The organism is Thermanaerovibrio acidaminovorans DSM 6589, from assembly GCF_000024905.1.
GTDB lineage: Bacteria > Synergistota > Synergistia > Synergistales > Synergistaceae > Thermanaerovibrio > Thermanaerovibrio acidaminovorans.
On record NC_013522.1, the window covers coordinates 349,828 to 369,011 of the forward strand.

21 protein-coding genes are annotated in these 19,184 nt (G+C 64.1%); 17 read left to right on the forward strand and 4 right to left on the reverse strand.

Translation table 11 applies throughout. The features are described 5' to 3' along the window. Positions 1-4: 4 nt before the first annotated feature. Positions 5-655, forward strand: a complete 651-nt coding sequence (locus TACI_RS01615) for a class II aldolase/adducin family protein (protein WP_242601167.1) — start codon at positions 5-7, stop codon at positions 653-655. Here the strand turns inward: TACI_RS01615 and TACI_RS01620 are convergent. Then, positions 597-923, reverse strand: coding sequence for a hypothetical protein (locus TACI_RS01620; protein ID WP_012869078.1), 327 nt, complete (start codon positions 921-923; stop codon positions 597-599). The two genes, TACI_RS01615 and TACI_RS01620, sit on opposite strands and share 59 nt — an antisense overlap. A gap of 85 nt (positions 924-1,008) precedes the next feature. On the opposite strand from TACI_RS01620, the gene TACI_RS01625 reads away from it, so the two are divergent. Continuing rightward, on the forward strand, positions 1,009-1,971 hold the full coding sequence (locus tag TACI_RS01625) for a dipeptidase (RefSeq protein WP_242601168.1): 963 nt from the start codon (positions 1,009-1,011) through the stop codon (positions 1,969-1,971). On the opposite strand, the gene TACI_RS01630 is transcribed toward TACI_RS01625, so the two are convergent. Next, a complete protein-coding gene (locus TACI_RS01630; protein WP_012869080.1) occupies positions 1,968-2,966 on the reverse strand; it encodes a hypothetical protein in 999 nt (332 codons plus the stop codon). The genes TACI_RS01625 and TACI_RS01630 overlap by 4 nt on opposite strands. A gap of 33 nt (positions 2,967-2,999) precedes the next feature. Beyond that, the gene (locus tag TACI_RS01635) at positions 3,000-3,638 is read right to left on the reverse strand and encodes a metallophosphoesterase (protein ID WP_012869081.1); all 639 of its coding nucleotides are present in this window, start codon (positions 3,636-3,638) and stop codon (positions 3,000-3,002) included. An 81-nt stretch (positions 3,639-3,719) separates the two neighbouring features. Between TACI_RS01635 and TACI_RS01640 the strand changes: the two genes are divergently transcribed. Genes TACI_RS01640 through TACI_RS01655 form a run of 4 tightly spaced genes read left to right on the forward strand, consistent with a single transcriptional unit; the run spans position 3,720 to position 7,138 of the window. Beyond that, positions 3,720-4,631, forward strand: a complete 912-nt coding sequence (locus tag TACI_RS01640) for a Ppx/GppA phosphatase family protein (protein WP_012869082.1) — start codon at positions 3,720-3,722, stop codon at positions 4,629-4,631. After that, on the forward strand, positions 4,628-6,154 hold the full coding sequence (locus tag TACI_RS01645; RefSeq protein ID WP_012869083.1) for a Na/Pi cotransporter family protein: 1,527 nt from the start codon (positions 4,628-4,630) through the stop codon (positions 6,152-6,154). The genes TACI_RS01640 and TACI_RS01645 overlap by 4 nt, the downstream gene beginning before the upstream one ends. A gap of 4 nt (positions 6,155-6,158) precedes the next feature. Further along, positions 6,159-6,836, forward strand: a complete 678-nt coding sequence (locus TACI_RS01650; RefSeq protein ID WP_012869084.1) for a copper homeostasis protein CutC — start codon at positions 6,159-6,161, stop codon at positions 6,834-6,836. A gap of 2 nt (positions 6,837-6,838) precedes the next feature. After that, the gene (locus TACI_RS01655; RefSeq protein WP_012869085.1) at positions 6,839-7,138 is read left to right on the forward strand and encodes a PTS sugar transporter subunit IIB; all 300 of its coding nucleotides are present in this window, start codon (positions 6,839-6,841) and stop codon (positions 7,136-7,138) included. Between the two features lie 42 nt (positions 7,139-7,180). On the opposite strand, the gene pap is transcribed toward TACI_RS01655, so the two are convergent. Continuing rightward, complete coding sequence (gene pap / locus TACI_RS01660) at positions 7,181-8,638, reverse strand: polyphosphate:AMP phosphotransferase (protein WP_242601129.1); 1,458 nt, start codon at positions 8,636-8,638, stop codon at positions 7,181-7,183. Here pap and TACI_RS01665 point away from each other — a divergent pair. The 11 genes from TACI_RS01665 (at position 8,592) to TACI_RS01715 (ending at position 19,183) form a co-directional block, all read left to right on the forward strand. Further along, positions 8,592-9,368 (forward strand): protein-L-isoaspartate O-methyltransferase family protein, encoded by a 777-nt coding sequence (locus tag TACI_RS01665; protein WP_242601130.1) that lies wholly within the window; start codon positions 8,592-8,594, stop codon positions 9,366-9,368. The genes pap and TACI_RS01665 overlap by 47 nt on opposite strands. A 149-nt stretch (positions 9,369-9,517) precedes the next feature. After that, positions 9,518-10,216, forward strand: a complete 699-nt coding sequence (locus TACI_RS01670) for a GntR family transcriptional regulator (RefSeq protein ID WP_012869088.1) — start codon at positions 9,518-9,520, stop codon at positions 10,214-10,216. 102 nt (positions 10,217-10,318) lie between these two features. Continuing rightward, positions 10,319-11,311: a Bug family tripartite tricarboxylate transporter substrate binding protein gene (locus tag TACI_RS01675; protein ID WP_012869089.1), complete on the forward strand. Its 993-nt coding sequence runs from the start codon at positions 10,319-10,321 to the stop codon at positions 11,309-11,311. A gap of 104 nt (positions 11,312-11,415) precedes the next feature. Next, complete coding sequence (locus tag TACI_RS01680; RefSeq protein WP_164925094.1) at positions 11,416-11,838, forward strand: tripartite tricarboxylate transporter TctB family protein; 423 nt, start codon at positions 11,416-11,418, stop codon at positions 11,836-11,838. 18 nt (positions 11,839-11,856) lie between these two features. Next, positions 11,857-13,377, forward strand: coding sequence for a tripartite tricarboxylate transporter permease (locus TACI_RS01685; RefSeq protein ID WP_012869091.1), 1,521 nt, complete (start codon positions 11,857-11,859; stop codon positions 13,375-13,377). 83 nt (positions 13,378-13,460) lie between these two features. After that, entirely contained in the window at positions 13,461-13,721 is a 261-nt protein-coding gene (locus tag TACI_RS01690; RefSeq protein ID WP_242601169.1) for a citrate lyase ACP, read from the forward strand. Further along, positions 13,718-14,596 carry an HpcH/HpaI aldolase/citrate lyase family protein gene (locus tag TACI_RS01695; RefSeq protein WP_012869093.1) on the forward strand — a complete coding sequence of 293 codons (879 nt, stop codon included), beginning with the start codon at positions 13,718-13,720 and terminating at the stop codon, positions 14,594-14,596. Before TACI_RS01690 ends, TACI_RS01695 begins: the two co-directional genes overlap by 4 nt. Continuing rightward, entirely contained in the window at positions 14,593-16,149 is a 1,557-nt protein-coding gene (gene citF / locus TACI_RS01700; RefSeq protein ID WP_012869094.1) for a citrate lyase subunit alpha, read from the forward strand. Before TACI_RS01695 ends, citF begins: the two co-directional genes overlap by 4 nt. Before the next feature lie 190 nt (positions 16,150-16,339). Beyond that, the gene (gene rsxC, locus TACI_RS01705; RefSeq protein ID WP_012869095.1) at positions 16,340-17,677 is read left to right on the forward strand and encodes an electron transport complex subunit RsxC; all 1,338 of its coding nucleotides are present in this window, start codon (positions 16,340-16,342) and stop codon (positions 17,675-17,677) included. A gap of 1 nt (position 17,678) precedes the next feature. Further along, positions 17,679-18,626, forward strand: a complete 948-nt coding sequence (locus TACI_RS01710) for an RnfABCDGE type electron transport complex subunit D (protein WP_012869096.1) — start codon at positions 17,679-17,681, stop codon at positions 18,624-18,626. Next, entirely contained in the window at positions 18,626-19,183 is a 558-nt protein-coding gene (locus tag TACI_RS01715; protein ID WP_012869097.1) for an RnfABCDGE type electron transport complex subunit G, read from the forward strand. The genes TACI_RS01710 and TACI_RS01715 overlap by 1 nt, the downstream gene beginning before the upstream one ends. Position 19,184: the final 1 nt, after the last annotated feature.

A 19,184-nucleotide genomic window follows, 5' to 3' on the forward strand; every position in this document is an offset into this window, starting at 1 on the left:
GGACGTGATCCAGGCTAAGCGGGCGGTGGTGAGGTACGGGGCCCTCTTGGAGGAGCGGGGGCTGGTGTTCGGTTCCGGCGGGAACCTGTCGGTTCGGGCCGAGGGTGGGCTATGGGCCCTGAAGCCCTCGGGACGTCCTTGCGGGGCCCTGAGGGAGCAGGACGTGACGGTGCTGGACATGGAGGGCCGGGTCCTTGAGGGCCTTAAGCCATCCAGCGAGTGGAGGATGCACCTTGGGGTCTTGCGGGCCAGGTCGGACGTGGGGGCGGTCTTTCACACCCACTCCCGCTTCGCGGTCACCATGGGGTGCCTCAAGTGGGAGGTGCCCCCCATACACTACTACATGGCCGCCTTCGGGGATCAGATCATACCGGTGGTCCCCTACCGGCCCTTCGGGTCCCAGGAGCTGGCGGACCTGGTGGCGGAGACCCTGCGGGAGCCCCTCAAGGGGGCCATCCTGGCCAACCACGGGGCGGTGGTGGCGGGATCGTCCCCCCAGGAGGCCATGGACCTGGCGGTGAACCTGGAGTTCCTGTGCGAGGTATACTGGCGGGTTCGCTGTGTCGGCAACCCCGCCACCCTGTCGGAGGAGGAGTTCAGACGGGCCTTAGCGGACTTCGGCGCCTACTCTCCAGGTAGTTCCGGTGGTTTATAGTCTGGGCCACGGCCCGGCTTAGAAGCTCCAGGTCCTGTTCCCGGCGCTTGCGCCTCTCCAGCTCCAGGAGCTTTTTCTTCATCTTCACCTTGTAGTCCTCCATGGACCGGGCCACGGTCCGCTGGTGGGTCAGCACCACCCGGTCCAGTGCCCGGTCCCTCGCCTTCTCCGCCTCCATCAGCGCCTCCCGGGCGCTGGGGGGCATCTCCTCCGGGACCCCATCCCCACGGAGGTCACTGGGTGCGCCTAGACCCTTGAGACCCTCCAACCTTCTCACCCCCTTCATGATGTATTATCGGTTGAGTCCAGGATTTGGTTGAAAACCTGCGATTGGGGGGCTTGGCTTGGAGTGGGTGGATCTTCACTGCGACGTTCTGTACGAGGTGTCGAGGCGCAGGCGGATGGGGGAGAGGGACGTGATCCGCCGCATCATGTTGCAGGACCTGAGGTCCAGCGGCGTTAAGGTGCTGGTCTGCTCCCTGTTCGTGGACGACCAGGGGGTCCACCGGGCCCTCCAGGAGGCCCTTCACCAGGTGTGGTGTCTCCTGGAGGAGGAGAGGGAGGCCCGGGAGGACCTGATGGTCATCCGGGACCGGGACGATCTGAGGCGCTGCCTCTCCTCCCGGCGGATAGGCCTGGTGCTCTCCATGGAGGGGGCGGAGCCCGTCCAGGACGATCCGGAGCTTCTGCGCTTCTTCCGGTCCATGGGGCTCTCGTTCCTGGCCCTCACCTGGAGCCGGCGCAACCGCCTGGCGGATGGGGTTGACCTTACCCGCACGGTCCGATCCCCCGGAGGCCTCTCCGCCCAGGGGGTGTCCGCCCTGGAGACCGCTAGATCCCTCGGCCTGGCGCTGGACCTCAGCCACCTGAACGACCCGGGCACGGAGGACGTGATCAGAAGTGGGGTCCCCATCCTGGCCACCCACTCAAACTGCAGGTCCCTCTGTGACCACCCTCGCAACCTTGCCGACCCGCACCTGGAGGCCATAGGCCGCAGGGGAGGGGTGGTGGGTTTCAACGCCCACGGAGCCTTCGTCGGATCCGATGACCCGGTGGAGGGCATGTATCGGCACATATCCCACCTGGCCCTGGTGGCCGGGGAGGCCGCCTGCGCCCTGGGGCTCGACCTGTGTGACCGGTTCGACGCATTCTTCCATGGGGAGAGGCGGGATCTCTTCATGAGCCACCGGGAGGCGTCCCAGGCTCTCCAGGTCCTGGGGGGCCGACTGGGGGCCCGTTCCATGGGGCGTCTTCTCATGGACAACCCCATTAGGGTCCTGGAGGGGGCCCTGCCCTCGTCGGTGCCCAGCGTCTAGCCCCCCATGAGCTCCCCCTCCGCCTCCAAGAGGCGCTTGAGCCCTCCCTGGTTCATGCGGCCAAGGAGCTCCCTCCTCATGGCCTCCCCCAGGGAGTCCCGGGTTCCCGGGTGCTCCAAACCGGTCCAGCTTACCTTCTTGCCGCTGCAGATCACGTCCAGGTCCACCCACCGCTCCCCCTTGGGGGAGTACTCCAGTCCCATGCACATCCTCTTTATCTCGGAGGGATCCAGGGGGGTGAAGAGCCGTACCACGTAGACCGGGACGCTCATGAGGATGAAGGCCTGGTCCCGCCCCCACGCCTCGGAGAGCACCAGCCCCGCGTCAATCCCCTCTATGGCCCCCATGAGCCGCCGGTAGTGCAGGTCGTACCTGCCCTCCGCGTCGTATATCCTTATGTCCACCTGGTTCCAGTCGGGGCCCCCCATGGCCAGGCTCAGGTAGTCCATGGCGTTCTCCCTCAGGTGGCTTAGCACCTCTCCGCAGGGCCTGTCCACCAGCACCGCCCTTGGGCTCAGGTCCTCCATCCTGAGGGGCCTGTTCAGCGGGTTCTGGGTGAAGTAGATCACCGTCCTGCTACCCGCGGGGCACACGAAGTTATGGGGCCTCTCCCCCACGGTGCCGTTCAGGTCCGATGCGATCCTCTCCATGGCCAGGTTCAACCCCTCGGGGGTTCCCACCAGCCTCATGACCGCCGTCCCGGGGGATGGGCAGAGGTTGTCCACCTTCTCGCAGAGCCTGCGGTTTATCAACTGGCAGAGCAGGTCCTCCGGCGGCAGGTGGGTGGAGTAGACCCGCATGGCGGGCTCCTCCCCGGAGGCCATGAATATCACCAGGGTGGCCTCCTCGCTGGCGGTCTCCACCGCCCCCATGGGGTCCGCCGACGATGACGGACACAGGGCCGCAAGAAAGGCCTCCAGCTCCGCCAAATCCTCTCCGGATCTGGTGGTCTCCAGCATTAGTACCTTGGGTCCTCCTCTCACCAGCGAAAGCACCCTATCCCTCCTTTGATCCTGTCCCCCAGGGGGTTAAAGGCCCCTGCGGCGCTTGAGCGTCCTCTCGTCGTCGGTGCCCGGGGGATACCGGACGAACCTAACCCGCATGGCCGCCGGGTCCACCAGGTTCATCCGTTCGATGCCGTTCAGGATTAGCCGGTCCCCCTCGGTGGAGGTGGTCACCTCCAGATCGTGGCCGAACAGGTTAACGTCCCCAAGCCGCTCCAGGTCCTTGAACCGGTGGGCGGCGGATATCGAACGCCCTCGGGCATCGAGGTTGGCCCATCGGGGGTAGATCTCCCCCCAGGGCAGGGCCTCCTTCAAGACCTCCGGGTCGTCGTGGTTGCCGCAGGTGACGATGAGCCTGCATCCGCACCCATCCAGGAGCCGCGCCAGCTTGCCCACCTTCCGGCGGTACTCGTCGATCAGCTGGGGCCAGAGGCCCAGCTTCACCTCGTCCGCCACGTCCCCGGTGTGAACCAGGACGGAGGGCCCCATGGACCTTACCGCCCTCACCAGGTAGCCGTAGGTGGATGAGGGGGTGTCCGACACGTGGAGGATGCAGCCCCCGCCGTCCATCTCCGGGGGAAGGAAGCCCATGGCCACCAGGGCCTCCCGCACCCCCCTCTTGGCGGTGTTGACTATACTGCTACCCGGTCCTATCCCTCTCACTTTGGGCCCCCTTCCCGAACCTGCTTGGGATTGTAATATACTACCACTCAACGAAATCTGAGACGCCGGGGGGCTTTACGCATGAGGGCTGCGGTTATGGACCTGGGCACCAACTCTTTCAAGCTACTGGTGGCTCAGGGGGGAGAAGGGGGGGTCCTCTTCATCCAGGACGTCCAGGAGGTGGTGCGCCTGGGGGATGGCCTGGCGCTCACCGGCCGGTTCTCCGACGCCTCCATGGAGAGGGCCCTTGAGACCCTGGGGGATTTCCTGGAACGTTGCGAGGACATGCAGGTGGACGTGGTGATGGCGGTGGGGACCATGGGCTTTCGCCGGGCATCCAACGGGGAGGAGCTCCTTGCGGCCATCCGGGACAGGTTCGGCCTCCAGGTGCGAATAATCTCCGGGGAAGAGGAGGCGGAGCTGTCCTTTCAGGCCTGCGGAGGGGAGGGCCCCCGGGTGGTGGCGGACGTGGGGGGCGGGAGCACCGAGCTTGTATTCGGGGATGATGGGATCCGGGGAGCGGTGAGTGTTGAGGTGGGGGCCCTGTTCCTGACCGACCGGTTCCTGGACCCGTCCCGGATCCCGTCCAAAGACCAGCTGGATATGGCCCTCTTAGAGGCCCGGCGCTCGGTCCGAGAGGGGGTGGCGAAGCTCCCGGGGCCATTGCCGCCGGACCTCTGGGGGGTTGGGGGCACCTTCACCACCCTGGCCTCCGTGGCGCTGGGGCTCGAAAGGTACGACCAGGACCGGGTTCACCGCCTCAGTATCCCTGTCCAGGAGGTGGAGCGGCAGCTATGGCTGTACGCGTCCATGACCGGTGAGGAGAGGAAGACCATAAGGGGGATGCACCCCAAGAGGGCCCACGTGGCCCTTGGGGGCGCCGTGGCGGCCCTGGCGGTCATCCGGGAGCTGGGGGCCCAAGGGGTTACCATCAGCGCCAGGGGGCTCAGGCATGCCCTCATGCTTCGCCTGATGGGGGATAGGGGGCTTTGATAGGTCCGGGGCTCACCCTCCTGGGGGGCATCTGCCTGTTCCTGTTCGGGGTTGAGGAGAGCTCCAAGGCCAGCCGAAGGGCTCTGGGGGAGAGGGAGAGGGCCCTCATGGCCCGCTTTGCCTCTGGCAGTGTGGGGGCCCTGTCGCTTGGGGCGTTGCTGTCCTTCGTGTCCCAGAGCAGCTCGGTGGCCACCAGCTTCGCCATGGGGCTGGTGGACATAGGGGCGTTGAGCTTCGGCTCCTCCATAGTCACCATGATGGGCTCCAGCATCGGGGCCTCCCTCATGACCTTCGTCCTAAGCATGGACGTCTCGTTGCTCGGTCCCGGTTTCGTGACGCTGGGCACCCTGTGGGGGGCGGTGAGCAACCCCCTCTCCCGCTACGGACCCCTCATAAGGGGCATGGGGATCGTCCTGGTGGGCATGTACATGATAAAGGCCGGGGTATCCCCCCTGATGGAGATGGGAGGTGTGATGGATCTGGTGGGGCACCTGGCCGGCAGGCCCTGGTCCCTTGCCCTTTTGGCCTTCTTGGCCACCGCCGCCTTCCAGAGTAGCTCCGCCGTGGTGGCCCTTGGGATAGCCATGGCTTCCACCGGCGCCCTGGGGCTGGATGGGGCCGCCTGGCTGGTGGTGGGGGCCCACGGGGGCTCCTTCGCCCCGGTGGTGCTGGCCAGTCTGGGCAAGAAGCTATCCGCCCGGCGCCTTGCGGTGGCCACCGGGATCTACAAGGTCATAGGTGCCCTGATGGGGGTGTTCTTGGTGGGGCTGTTCACCCAACGTCTTGGGGCCATGCCTCCCCAGCGGGGGATACCGGTCTTCATGGGGTTTCTGACGGTGGTCAACGGGGTGGTCATGCTACCCCTCACCGGTCTTCTGGCGGATCTGTCCGCCCGGCTGGTGTCCGGGGGGCTTGCCCCCGGTGAGACCGCTTACATTGACGACGCCCTGGTTGGGTTCCCGGAGGTGGCCTTCAAGCTCCTGGAGAAGGAGCTGGCCCGGCTGGCGGACCTGGAGGACCGGTTGCTGGGCCAGCTGGCCCAGCTGGCGGAGAGCCGGGATGGGGCGGTGGATGGCCCCGCCATGGATGGGCTGGTGGACCTGGCGGACTCCTGCGTCCGCTACCTGGAGGCCATAGAGGACCCCACGCCGGAGGGGGTGGAGAGGAAGAAGTGGCTCGCCAAGGTGGCCCTGTGTCTGAGGTCCATGGCCCAGGTGATGACCCGGGATCTCCACCCGGCGATCCTGCGCCTCAAGGGCGTTCCAGTGCCCGGGCTCGGCCGGGCAATGGGGGAGGTGGAGGAGATCTTCAGCGCCTCGGTGGGGGCCTGGGTGCTGGGGGACCGCTACTTCGCCGTGAGGGCCCTCGGGCGGTATGAGCCCATCTCCCACCGGGGCCTTGGGCTATCCGCCGGGGAGGGGGCCCAGGAGCTTTTCAGGCTTATGGACCTGGAACGGGCCCTGGTGGAGCTCTTGAGGGGGGCGGTGGACCTGGCCAGGATGGTGATCGAGGAGGGGAGCTGATAGTTTGTTTGTTGAGGTGATAGCCGTCTCCCCATGGGAGGCGGAGCTGGTGGAGGCCTGCGGTGGGGATCGGGTGGAGTTCGTGCTGGACCTGTCGTGCGGGGGGCTCACCCCATCGGTCCCGGAGGTGGCCGCCGCCGTGCGGGGGGTATCCATCCCGGTCAACGTGATGATCCGTCCAAGGCCGGGAGGCTTCCAGTACTCCCCGGGGGAGATGGACCAGATGCGCAGGTCCGCCCAGGCAATGGCGGAGGTGGGGGCCCGGGGGCTGGTAATGGGATTCCTCAAGGACGGGGCAGTGGACCTGGATGCCCTCAAGTCCGCCCTCACCTGGTGCCCCGGGATTGACTTCACCTTCCATCGGGCCATCGACGAGGCGTCGGACCCGGTGGAGGCCGCCAGGGTGGCCTGCGGCGCGGGGGTGACGGACCTGTTGACCTCCGGCGGCCCGGGGCCCATAGAGGGAAACCTGGATAGGCTACGGCGGATGGTGGAGGCCGCGGGGTCCGTGAGGGTCATGGCCGGCGGGGGCATCACCGGGGAGAACGCCCCTCGGGTGATCCTCCATGGTGGGGTCCCGGCGGTCCACCTGGGCCGATCGGTCAGGAGGGACAACAGCCCCACGGAGCCCATAGACTCCCAGCTCTTGAGGCGGATGGTGGAGCTGGTAAAGGGGGTATAGAGGTGAAGATCGTTCTGGTATGCTTCGCTGGGATGTCCACCAGCCTTCTGGTCACCAAGATGAAAAAGGCCGCGGAGGAAAGGGGCCTCCAAGTCCAGATAGAGGCGGTGTCCACCGCTGACATGCGGGAGTCGCTGGAAGGGGCCCAGGTGGTCCTCCTGGGGCCCCAGGCCAGGTACATGCTGGGTGAGGTCCGGGAGGCGGTGGATGGGGCAGTTCCGGTGGAGGTCATAGACTCCAAGCTCTATGGCGCCATGGGCGGAGCGGGGGTGCTGGACCTGGCCATGTCCCTGGGGGCTTAAACGTGACGCTGGGGAGGGGCACCCCCCCCAGCGGGATTGCGTTCAGATGTTAAGGAGCGTCTCCGCCCGTTTCAGGACCTCCTTCAACACCTTGACCCGGGCTAACCGCTTGCAGTTGCCCTCCACCAGGACCCAGGGGGCCTCGGGGGTGCTGGTCCTCATGAACATCTCCTCCGCCGCCTCCTCGTAGAGTCCCCATTTTTCCCGGTTTCGCCAGTCCTCGTCGGTGATCTTCCACCGCTTGAGCGGGTCCTCCTGCCGTTCCTTAAATCGCTTGAGCTGCTCGTCGGGGGTGACGTGGAGCCAGAACTTGACGATTATGGCCCCGAAGTCCGCCCACTGGCGCTCCATCTCGTTTATCTCCCCGAAGGCCCTCCGCCACTCCTCCTCGGAGCAGAAGCCCTCTATCCTCTCCACCAGGACCCGGCCGTACCAGCTCCGGTCGTATATGCCCACGTGTCCCCCCTTCGGGAAGGACTCCCAGAACCGCCACAGGTAGTGGTGGGCCCTCTCCCAGTCGTTGGGGGCCGAGGTGGGGACCACCTGGTAGCCCCTGGGATCCAGGTTCTGGGTGAGCCTCTTTATGCACCCCCCCTTGCCCGCCGCGTCCATCCCCTCGAAGACGATCACCAGGGGACGGCGGACCTTGTACAGGGAGTATTGGACGTCCCTAAGGCGCCGCTGGCACTCCTTCAACTCCTTCTTGTAGGTCTCCTCCGAGAGGCTCTGGTCCATGTCCAGGGACTTGAATATGGAGGTCTTCAGGGCCCTCTCCACCCCTAGGCCGGAGGAGACCACCCGGGGCGACTGGGCCCTCCCCTGGGCCTCCTTCACCGCCCGCTCCAGCCCCTCCAGGACCGTCTGGGCTATCTTTATGGTGGCGTACTCCCGTTGGTGGGACTCCACCAGGGTCCAGGGGGCGTGCCCCTTGTCGGTCCGGTGGATCATCCTCTCCACCCGCTGGGCGATCTCATCGTAGCGCCGGTGGTTCTCCCAGTCCTCCTGGGTCACCCGCCATGAGGTGGCGTGGTTCTCCTCCAGGGCCTTGAGGCGCTTACGCTGCTCCTTCTTCGATATGTGGAGGAAGAGCTTTATTATGCAGTAGCCGTCCTGGGCTAGCTGTCGCTCGAAGGATGTTATCTCGTCGAAGACCCGGTCGGACTCCTCCCCGTCTAGGATGCGCCGGTACCAGCTCCGGTTGTAGATCCCTATCTTTCCCCTGGGGGGCGTGGTCTGGAAGAACCGCCTCATGGGGGGCCAGAGCCTCTCCTGGTCAGGCTTCACGTTGTGGACCTCGAACCCCCTGGGGTCCAGCGCCTGGATCAGCTCGTTCATGAGGGTGCCCTTGCCTGCCCCGTCCCACCCCTCGAAGACGATCATCACCGGTATCCCCAGCTCCTTGGTCATCCGCTGGGCCTCCCCCAGCTTCTCCCTCAGCGGTGGCCACAGGGACTTGAACTCCTCCTTCGACAGCTTCCTGTCCAGATCAACCTTCTCCAACAACCCGGTCACCCCCCTGTCCCTTTTGCCGGATAATATATCAAAAAAGCAGGGGGTGGTGATCGTGTGGCGGGACTTCGCCCGCAGGATGGTGGAGGTGGTCCGGATGAACGGGGTGAGGGACGGGGAGGTGCTAAGGGTCCTGGGTGAGGTGCCGAGGCACCTGTTCATACCCTCCCTGAGGGGGCCCTGTGAGGCGGGGGATCAAGGGGCGTTGAGGACCGCCTATGGGGATCACCCGTTGCCCATAGGCTTCGGTCAGACCATATCCCAGCCCACCATGGTGGGTCGGATGACGGAGCTTCTCTCCCCCGAGCCCCCGGTTAGGGTGTTGGAGGTGGGGAGCGGTTGCGGCTATCAGTGCGCCGTGTTGGCCCGGATGGGCTGTTCCGTGGTGGGGGTGGAGAGGATCCGGGATCTGGCGGACTGGTCAAGGGAGGTGCTGGGTGGGTTGGGCATGGAGGTATCCATAATCCACGGGGACGGCAGGGCCCTCGGGGGGGATCTGGGGCCCTTTGACGGCATAGTGGTGTCCGCCGGTTGTTCCAGGGAGGATGCGGAGGGCATATTTGGGGCCTTCGGTGGGGATGGGTGCCGGATGGTGGCCCCGGTTAACGTGGGAGGGGGTCTTCAACGGGTGTTAGTGCTGGAGATGGAGGGGGGTGAGGTCAGGGAGAGCTGGCAGGACCTGTGCCGGTTCGTGCCCCTGCTGGGCGGGGTGGAGGGGTGAATTCGGAATCTAGTAGAGGTGGGGTCTCATGATGACATGGTATGTCTGGGGAAATTTTCGCCCATTTCAGGTTGACAGCGGTGAGCGCAGAGGCTAGATTAATGTTAGGATCTTGGATGCTGGATCCCGGATACATAGGAGGGTTGTCTTTGGAGACCGGATTGAAGTCCATAGACCCGAGCCTGATGGTCCCCATACGAGATGTGGTCTACGAGAACCTACGGCAGGCCATACTGGATGGGGCCATGCAGCCTGGGGAGAGGCTTGTGGAGGGGGAGCTTAGCGAGAAGCTCAACGTTAGCCGGATGCCCATCCGGGAAGCCATAAGAAAGCTCGAGGCTGAGGGGTTGGTGGAGCACATACCCCGAAGGGGTGTGGTGGTCAAGGGTTTCTCCGAAGAGGACATCATAGAGATATACACCCTAAGGGAGGCGCTGGAGGCGCTGGCGGCGGTCCAGGCGGTGCGCAGGGCCACACGGGAGGACATCCGCCAGATAGAGGTTGCCATGATGGAGGTGGAGCGTCTGGCCTCCATGGGGGATCAGGCGGACCCCAGGGAAGTGTTTGAGGCTAACCACCGCTTCTCCCAGCTGATCATTGAGGCCTGCCACATGCCAAGGCTCATCCAGATCGTCAGCACCTACATGGGATACCTGGAGAGGTTCCGTCGGGTGACCATGGGGGACCCTTCTCGCAGGGAGGTGGTGATACGGGAGCACCGGATGATATTTCAGGCCATAAAAGATGGAGATGAGGCCAGGGCGGAGGCACTTACCCGGGAACACGTGCGGGGTGGATTGGAGGCTTACCTGAGGAGCTTCAGGGGACGAGGCAGGTCCTCTAGGTAGATGCTCGGGGGGTGATGGAAGGGAGTAAATCGGGAACTGTAGTCGGCGCTGAGGTGATTGCCTTGAGATCCCTGATATCATTTTAAATAGGGGGTTATATTCATGAGCAAGGTTCTTCGCAGGTTTCTTTTTGTGGCGTTGACGTTGGCCGTAGCGTCCCTTTCCGTGGCTGGAACGGCCCTTGCCGCCTATCCCACAAGGCCCTTTGAATGTATAGCCCCTGCGGGTCCCGGCGGTGGGTGGGATACCACCATGCGGATGGTCACCAAAGTCCTAACCGAGAAGAAGATTGTGCCGGTCCCCATGCCTGTGGTGAACAAGCCTGGTGGTGGCGGCGGCGTTGCCCTTGCCTATCTGCAAAAGAAGGCCGGAAAAGATGATACCATAGCGGTCTACTCTCCTCCGCTTCTTCTCATCCATCTGACCGGTGCGTCACCATTCGGATACAAGGACGTGACCCCCATAGCCATGTTGATCAACGACTTCGGCGCCTTCGCGGTCCCCAAGAACTCTAAGTACAAGAACATAAAGGAGATCATGGAGGCCCTCAAGAAGGATCCCAAGAGCGTCAAAGTGGGTGGCACCTCCGCCATGGGTAGCATGGACCACATCCAGTTTCTGGCCGCCGCCAAGGCCGCAGGCGTAAAGGACCTGCGCTCTATCCAGTACATAGCCTTCCAGGGAGGCGAGGGACTGGCGGCCCTCATGGGAGGACACATCGACCTCCTCTCCACCGGAATGGCGGAGACCGTGGGGCCCATGCAGTCCGGGGACATAAGGGTGCTGGCCATAACCGCCCCCAAGAGGGTGAAGTCTGGTCCGCTGATGACGATCCCTACCCTAAGGGAGGCGGGGATAAACGCAGAGTTCGTCAACTGGCGGGGTATCTTCGGGCCCAAGAACATGCCGGATTACGCGGTCAAGTACCTGGAGGACGCGCTGAGGAAGATGGTTAACACCTCCGAGTGGAAGGAGATCACCATTCGCAACGGCTGGACCCCCTCCTTCATGGGGGCCACCGACTTCGCAAAGTTCTTGGACAAGACCAATGAGGAGTACAAGTCGCTGCTGGCCGAGGTGGGGATCCTCAAGTAGCGTGAGAGCTTAATCGTTTTCCGCCGGGGCGTAGTGCCTGATCCGCGTCCCGGCATACCCCCCGAAGGAGTGATACAATGCGTCCCAACCTTTTAGTAGGAGTCGTGTCGGTCCTAATCGGTGCGACGTACACCGCCCAGGCCTTCATGTTGCCCAAGGCCATGGTGGGAAACCCCTGGGCCCCGCTCTACTTTCCCATAGGTCTGGGCCTTCTTATGATCGCATTGGGGACGTTGCTGATCGTCCTTGAGGTCCGGAAGGCGGTCAAGGGCGTCGATGATTACAAGAGGCCCAAGTTCACCGCCTCGAGCATTAAGCTGATCGCTGGAACTTCGGCGGCGTGTGTCACCTACGCACTGATCTTTGAGGATTTAGGGTTCATCCCCTCCTCCTTCCTCTTCCTTGGATCCCTGCTATCCATGATAAACGGCCTCAAGGCCTGGAAGATTAATGGGGTGATAACCCTCGGGTTCACTTTCGGTGCCTGGTTTACGTTCGTGAAGATATTCCAGATAAACCTGCCTTAGTCAGAAGGGGAGTTGAAGATGGAAGTTCTAGGCTACCTTGCGCAAGGGTTCCTTGTCGCCATGACACCGGTGAACCTGGTCTGGATGGTGGCGGGCTCCGCCCTTGGAACGGTTTTAGGGATGCTCCCCGGGCTCGGCCCTTCCACCGGTATAGCTCTGCTCCTTCCCCTGACGTTCGGCATGAGGCCGGAGACGGCCCTAATCGCCATGTGCGCCATCTACTACGGGGCCATGTTCGGCGGCTCCAGGAGCTCGATCCTCCTCAACGTCCCCGGTGACGGAGCCGCGGTGGCCTCCGCTTTCGACGGCTACCCCATGGCCTGCAAGGGACAGGCGGAGGCGGCCCTGGCCATATCCGCCATAGCCTCCTTCATAGGCGGGCTCTTATCAACCATCGCTTTCGTATTAGTGGCCCTTCCAGTGGCAAGGTTCGCTCTTAGGTTCGGTCCCCCAGAATACTTCTGCCTCATGATCTTCGCCTTGGCCGCCACCGCCGCCATATCGAAGGAGGCCCTGCTCAAGGGGATGATCTCGCTGGTCTTCGGACTGATGCTATCCACCGTAGGCCTGGACTTTCAGTCCGGGGTCCCCAGGTTCACCTTCGGGTCCCAGGAGCTACAGATGGGGATCGACTTCGTGGTGGTCATCATAGGGATCTACGGCATAAGCGAGGTCTTCGTTAACCTAGAGCACATAGCGGATAACGTGGCGAAGCCCGTCCAGAGCAAGTTTGGACGCATATGGATCACCATGGAACAGTGGAAGAAGAGCATCGGCCCCATCCTCCGGCAGACCCCCGTAGGGTTCCTCATAGGAGTCTTGCCTGGAGCCGGTGGAACAATAGCGGCCCTCATGGCCTACAACAACGAGAAGCAGATATCCAAGCACCCGGAGGAGTTCGGCAAGGGGGCCATAGAGGGACTGGCTGCACCGGAGGCGGCCAACAACGCCTGCTCCGTAGGGGCCCTCATCCCGATGATGACCCTGGGCGTCCCCGGATCCGGGACCACCGCGGTCATGTTGGGGGCACTCCTCATACTGGGTCTCCAACCCGGGCCACTGCTCTTCGAACAGCACCCGGATGTGGCCTGGGGGATAATCGCCAGCATGTTCCTGGGGAACGTGGTTTGCGCGCTGATAAACATACCACTGGCGGGAGCCCTCGTAAGGGTCCTCTCGGTACCCCCGAAGTTGCTATATCCCCTCGTGGTGGTCTTGGCCTTCCTTGGGGTCTACACCATCAACTTCAGCGTCATGGACTTCTACCTGCTGACCATACTGGGGCTGGTGGGATACCTCATGAAGAAATTCAAGGTCCCGACAGCGCCGCTGATCCTGGCCTCGGTGGTCGGAGCATCCATGGAGTCCTCCTTCAGGCAGTCCCTAATGCTCTCCAACGGGTCCCTGGCGGTCTTCTTCAGGTCCTGGATATGCCTGGTTCTGCTGCTTGCGGCGGCGGTTTCCGTTGCATGGCCCTTCATCTCCGACTGGCGCTCCAAGAGGAACCAGGGTGAGGCGGTTGACGTTCCCGTGGATTGATGTGGGGTTCTCCGTAGAGAACCCAGATGATGGCGGGGGATGGATCCCCCGCCGTTTGTTTGGGGGGGGTGTTAGAGTTGATTGTGGAGTCTCGAGCGGGCACGCTGGAGTCCTCGGACTGTCTGGTGTGCGTGTACCCGTCGGACCGAGTGGAGGTTCGCCTCAAGGGGGTCTGCGCCAGGATGTATCCGGAGCGGACCCGGGCGCTGGTGGAGGAGGCGCTATGCCGGATGGGGATAACCGGTGCGCTGGTGGAGATTCATGACCAGGGGGCCATCCTTCCCACCCTCAGGGCCCGGCTTAAGACCGCCCTGAGCAGGGCCGTTGGGGGTGTAGAGGGATGAGGCCCGTGAGGTCCATGCTTTACGTGCCGGGGAACAGCCCGGGGATGCTGCAGCACTGCGCCACCTTCGGGGCGGACAGCGTGCTTCTGGACCTGGAGGACGCGGTGGCCCTGTCGGAGAAGGACGCGGCCCGGGACCTGGTGTGCGAGATGCTCAAGGTGCTGGACTTCGGGTCCGTGGTGGTCACCGTTCGGGTGAACGGGGCGGACACGGAGTTCTTCCAGGAGGACCTTAGGGCGGTGGTTCCCTTGAGGCCCCATGCGGTGAGGATCCCCAAGTGCTCCTCCCCGGAGGACGTGATCCTGGCGGACCGCCTCATGGGCCGGATAGAGGAGGAGCATGGGTTGCCGGTGGGCAGCGTGAGGATCCACGCCATGCTGGAGACCGCCCGCGGGGTGGTGAACGCCCTTGAGATAGGTCGCAGTAGCCCCCGGGTGGAGGCGCTGACTCTGGGAGGTCAGGACCTGACGGCGGACATGGGGGTGAGCAAGACCCGGGAGGGCTGGGAGCTCTTCGTGGCCCGTAGCCAGGTGGCGCTGGCGGCCCGGAGCCTTGGCCTTCAGGCGCTGGACACGGTTTGGGCTGACGTGGATGACCACCAGGGGCTTTACGAGGAGGCCCGCCGGGTGGTGGGGCTTGGCTTCACTGGCAAGGCGGCCATCCACCCGAGCCAGATAGAGTGGATCCACCGGGCCTTCGTGCCGGAGTTGTCGGAGGTGGAGCGGGCCCGCCGGATAGTGGATGCCGCCCGTAGGGCCCATGCGGAGGGCAAGGGGGTTGTGTCCGTGGACGGCCGGATGGTGGACGCGCCGGTGGTTAGGCGGGCGGAGAACACCCTTCGTCTCTGGGAGATGGGGGAGGTGGAAGGTCTGTGAGGTTTGTGGAGAACGCCATAGGACGTCCGGTGCCCCTTGAGGTTCCCGGTTTCGGTGCCGTGATCCCCTACGGTGGTCCGTTCTGCCGCCTGGGAGAGGAGGTTCCCCGGGTGAGCCCCCCAATGAGGGGCTATCCGGCCCGGAGGGACAAGGTGACCCATGACGTGGAGGAGGCCATAAGGAGGTCCGGGCTGGAGAGCGGCATGACCGTGTCGTTCCACCATCATCTGAGGAACGGTGACGAGGTGCTGTGCCGTGTGCTGGAGGCCTGCGAGAGGCTTGGGATAAGGGATCTTACGCTGGCGCCCAGCTCGCTGACCGACGCCCACGAGGAGGTGTCGGGTTTCGTCCGGCGCGGTGTGGTGAGGATGATCCACACCTCCGGCGTTAGGGGTGAGGTTGGTAAGGCCATAAGCCGGGGAGAGCTGGAGGTTCCGGTGGTGATCCACAGCCACGGCGGCCGGGCCCGGGCGATAGAGGAGGGAAGCATAAGGATAGACGTGGCGTTCCTTGGGGCCCCCAAGTGCGACCGGATGGGGAACTTTACCGGCATGCTGGGCAGGTCCGCGTGCGGGTCGCTGGGTTACGCCCAGCAGGACGCCCGCTACGCCCGTCACGTGGTGGCGGTGACGGACGACCTTTCGGAGGATCCGCTTGGTGTGGTGTCGGTACCCCAGTATCTGGTGGACCAGGTGCTGGTGGTGGACAGCCTTGGTGATCCCCGGAAGATAGCCACCGGTGCGGCCCGGATAACCCGCAACCCGGTGGACCTGAAGATTGCCCGGGACGCGTTTCGGCTGATCCTGGCGTCGGGACTGATGGAGGACGGGGTGTCGTTTCAGGTGGGAGCCGGAGGGGCGAGCCTTGCGGTGGCCCGCTACGTGAGGGAGCACATGAGCGCCAAGGGTATCCGGGGCAGCTTCGGGTGTGGCGGTGTGACGGGTTACATGGCGCAGATGCTGGAGGAGGGTCTCTTCCGGGTCCTGTACGACGTTCAGAGCTTCGACGCGTCGGTGACGGGATCCATGTTGAGGAACCGGAACCACGTGGAGATAGACCAGTCGTGGTACGCGAACCCGCTGAACCGGGGCTGCGTGGTGAACCATTTGGACGTGGTGGTTCTTGCGGCGCTGGAGGTGGACGTGGACTTCAACGTGAACGTGCTGACCGGCCATGATGGTGTGTTGCGTGGGGCGTCTGGAGGCCACTGCGACACCGCGGCGGGGTCGAAGCTGTCGGTGGTGGTGCTTCCGTCGTTCCGGGGTGGAGTGCCGTCGATCCGGGAGCGGGTGGGATGTGTGGTGACCCCGGGGGAGACGGTGGACGCCATAGTGACCGAGCGGGGAGTGTGCGTGAACCCCCGTTGTGGGGAACTTGCGGAGTCCGCCAGGCGGATGGGCCTTTGCGTGAAGGACATAAGGGAGCTGAAGGAGGAGGTGGAGAGGCTGACCGGAGTTCCCCGGGAGGTTGAGGAGGACAGGAGCCGGGTGGTGGCGCTGGTGGAGTACCGGGACGGGAGCGTGATAGACACCGTTTTCCGGGTGGATTGCTGAGCCGGGTGTGATCGTCGAGTTGGATGTGGCGCGGCGGCCCCGTAAATGGGGCCGCCGGCTCTTGTTTTACCCCCTACCCCAAAGGGGTCTATTGGGTGTATCCTTTAGTCTGCTGTCCGGGAACCCGAAGCTGAAACGATGGCCGAAAGATCCCAAGATTTCGAATTTTTATATCATGGAGGTAGGGGAGATGGCGTTACCCACTTTCAGGAAGGGGGTCCATCCACCGCACGGCAAGGGTCACACGGAGGAGTGCCCGGTGCAGTGGATAGACCCGGGAAGCGAGCTGGTTTTCCCCATGGCCCAGCACATCGGCGCCCCGTGCAAGCCCCTGGTCAAGAAGGGGGATCGGGTGCTGGTGGGGCAGAAGATAGGGGACAACGATGCCTACGTCTCGGCTCCCATCCACTCGTCGGTCTCCGGCATCGTCAAGGAGGTATCCCAGAGGCTTGTGGCCTCCGGGGCCATGGACACTTGCGTTGTGGTGGAGAACGACGGCCAGTACGAGCTGGACCCGTCCATCTCCCCCAGGCCCGATTGGGAGGACCTGCCTGCGGATGAGATACGCCGGATCATCCGGGAGGCGGGGATCGTTGGCATGGGGGGCGCGTGCTTCCCAACCGCGGTCAAGCTCACCCCCCCGCCGGACAAGAAGGTGGACCACGTGATAATCAACGGGGCGGAGTGCGAGCCGTACCTCACCTGCGACGACCGGCTCATGAGGGAGCGGGGAGACCGGGTCCTTTTGGGGCTTCAGATCGCCCTCAAACTCTTCCCCCAGGGAGTCAAGGGGGTGGTGGCCCTGGAGGACAACAAGCCCAAGGCCATCGAGGCCATGCGGGGCTACCTGGACCGGCTGGCCATCCAGAACGTGACGGTACAGCCGGTGAGGACCAAGTACCCCCAGGGGGCGGAGAAGATGCTCATCTACGCGGTCACCGGCCGGGAGGTGCCCGCGGGCGGGCTCCCCGCCGACGTGGGGTGCATCATCCTCAACGTGAGGACCGCATACGCCATATGGGATGCGGTGGTCAACCGCATGCCGGTCATCGACCGGATAGTCACCGTATCCGGCGATGCCATCAAGGAGCCCAAGAACCTGGGGGTGAGGCTCGGCATGTCCGTCCGGGAGCTCATCGAGGCCTGCGGCGGATTTTCGGTGGAGCCCCTGAAGGTGATCATGGGGGGACCCATGATGGGCGTGGCCCTGAGCGACCTGAACGTTCCGGTGGTGAAGGGGACCTCGGGGATCCTGGCCTTCTCGGAGGCTCTGGCCCGATTGGGGGAGGAGGAGAATTGCATAAGGTGTGGCAAGTGCGTCTCCACCTGCCCCATGGGGTTGCTTCCGTATCAGCTCAACGCAGAGGTGCTACGCCGAAATTACGATGAGTTCGAGCGCCTCGGGGGAATGAACTGCATAGAGTGCGGGTGCTGCGCCTACGCTTGCCCCGCTAGGAGGCACCTCACCCAATCCTGCAGGGACGGCAAGAGGACCATACTGGCCAGACGTCGCAAAGGAGGGGCATAGGTTGAACAGGCTTCTTGTGGTTTCCAGCTCTCCCCATGCCAGGGATGAGCTCACCGTAAGGAAGATAATGGGGCTGGTGCTCATTGCGTTGCTTCCCGCCGGCGTGGCTGGAGTCTACTTCTTCGGTCTCCACGCCTTCTGGGTCATCGCAGTCTGCGTGGCATCCGCCGTGGGGGCCGAGGCCCTTTGGCAGAGGTTGAACGGTAGGAAGGTGACCGTGTCGGATCTGTCTGCGGCGGTTACCGGGCTCCTCCTGGCCTACAATCTGCCCCCGGACATTTCCCTTTTCATGGCGGCGGCGGGCAGCGCCTTCGCCATAATCGTGGTCAAACAGCTCTACGGAGGGCTTGGAAAGAACATCGTAAACCCAGCTCTGGCAGCCAGGGCAGTGATGCTGACCAGTTGGCCGGTGCCCATGACCACCTGGAGCTTGCACGGGGTAACGGGACCAACCCCGCTGGCGCTCCTAAAGGGCGTGGAGGGGACCGGCAGCCTTCCCCCCCTGATTGACCTGCTAGTGGGGAACGTGGGGGGGTGCATAGGGGAGACCTCCGCGGCGCTACTGCTCCTTGGAGGGCTCTTCCTCATGTGGAAGCGGGTCATAACCTGGCACATCCCGGTGGTCTACATAGGCACCGTGGCGGTGCTGACCGCGATCCTCCACAGGCCCTCGGGCATATCCATGGGACCCCTCTACGAGATCCTGGCCGGCGGGCTCTTCCTGGGGGCCTTCTTCATGGCCACCGACTACGCCACCAGCCCCATGGACCACTCGGGCCAGATGGTCTTCGCCTTCGGTTGCGGCCTCATAACCACCCTGATCCGCTTCTACGGCGGCTACCCCGAGGGGGTCTCCTACTCGATCCTCATAATGAACCTGACGGTGCCCCTGATCGACCGTTACTTCACGCCCAGGATATTCGGCGCCAAGCGGGAGGTGAAATCCTAATGAACGAGAAGGTCAGGCTGGGGGCGATCCTGTTCGTGATCACCGCGGTGACCGGTCTGGTCCTGGGTGGGGTCCAGCAGATAACCGCTGGCCCCATAAGCAAGACCAAGGAGGCTCAGCGGCAGGAGGCCTTCCGGAGGACGTTGCCCGAGGCGGACTCCTTCGTTCCCGCCAAGGCCCCGTCGATCCAGGGGGTGGTGGACGTGCAGGAGGCCCGCAAGGGGGGTAGCCCGGTGGGCTACGCCATAACCGTGTCCGTAAAGGGTTATGCGGGGCCCGTGGTGTTCGTCACCGGCGTATCCTCCGGCGGGGTGGTCAAGGGGATAAGCATCCTTAGCCAGTCGGAGACCCCGGGTCTGGGGGCCAAGGCGGGGGATCCGTCCTTCGCGGGACAGTTTGCGGGCCGCAAGGCCCAGGAGTTCAAGGTGGTCAAGTCCACTCCCTCCAAGGATGACGAGATCCTGGCCATATCGGGGGCAACCATCACCTCCAGGGCGGTCACCGAGGGGGTCAACCTGGCGATCAAGGCCTTTCAGCAGATGGGAGGTGCCAAGTAGG

Coding starts and splice junctions, on each gene's coding strand:
- TACI_RS01695 (WP_012869093.1), top strand. CDS start 13,718: ATGAGGCCCGTGAGGTCCATGCTTTACGTGCCGGGGAACAGCCCGGGG.
- TACI_RS01715 (WP_012869097.1), top strand. CDS start 18,626: ATGAACGAGAAGGTCAGGCTGGGGGCGATCCTGTTCGTGATCACCGCG.
- TACI_RS01675 (WP_012869089.1), top strand. CDS start 10,319: ATGAGCAAGGTTCTTCGCAGGTTTCTTTTTGTGGCGTTGACGTTGGCC.
- TACI_RS01640 (WP_012869082.1), top strand. CDS start 3,720: ATGAGGGCTGCGGTTATGGACCTGGGCACCAACTCTTTCAAGCTACTG.
- TACI_RS01685 (WP_012869091.1), top strand. CDS start 11,857: ATGGAAGTTCTAGGCTACCTTGCGCAAGGGTTCCTTGTCGCCATGACA.
- rsxC (WP_012869095.1), top strand. CDS start 16,340: ATGGCGTTACCCACTTTCAGGAAGGGGGTCCATCCACCGCACGGCAAG.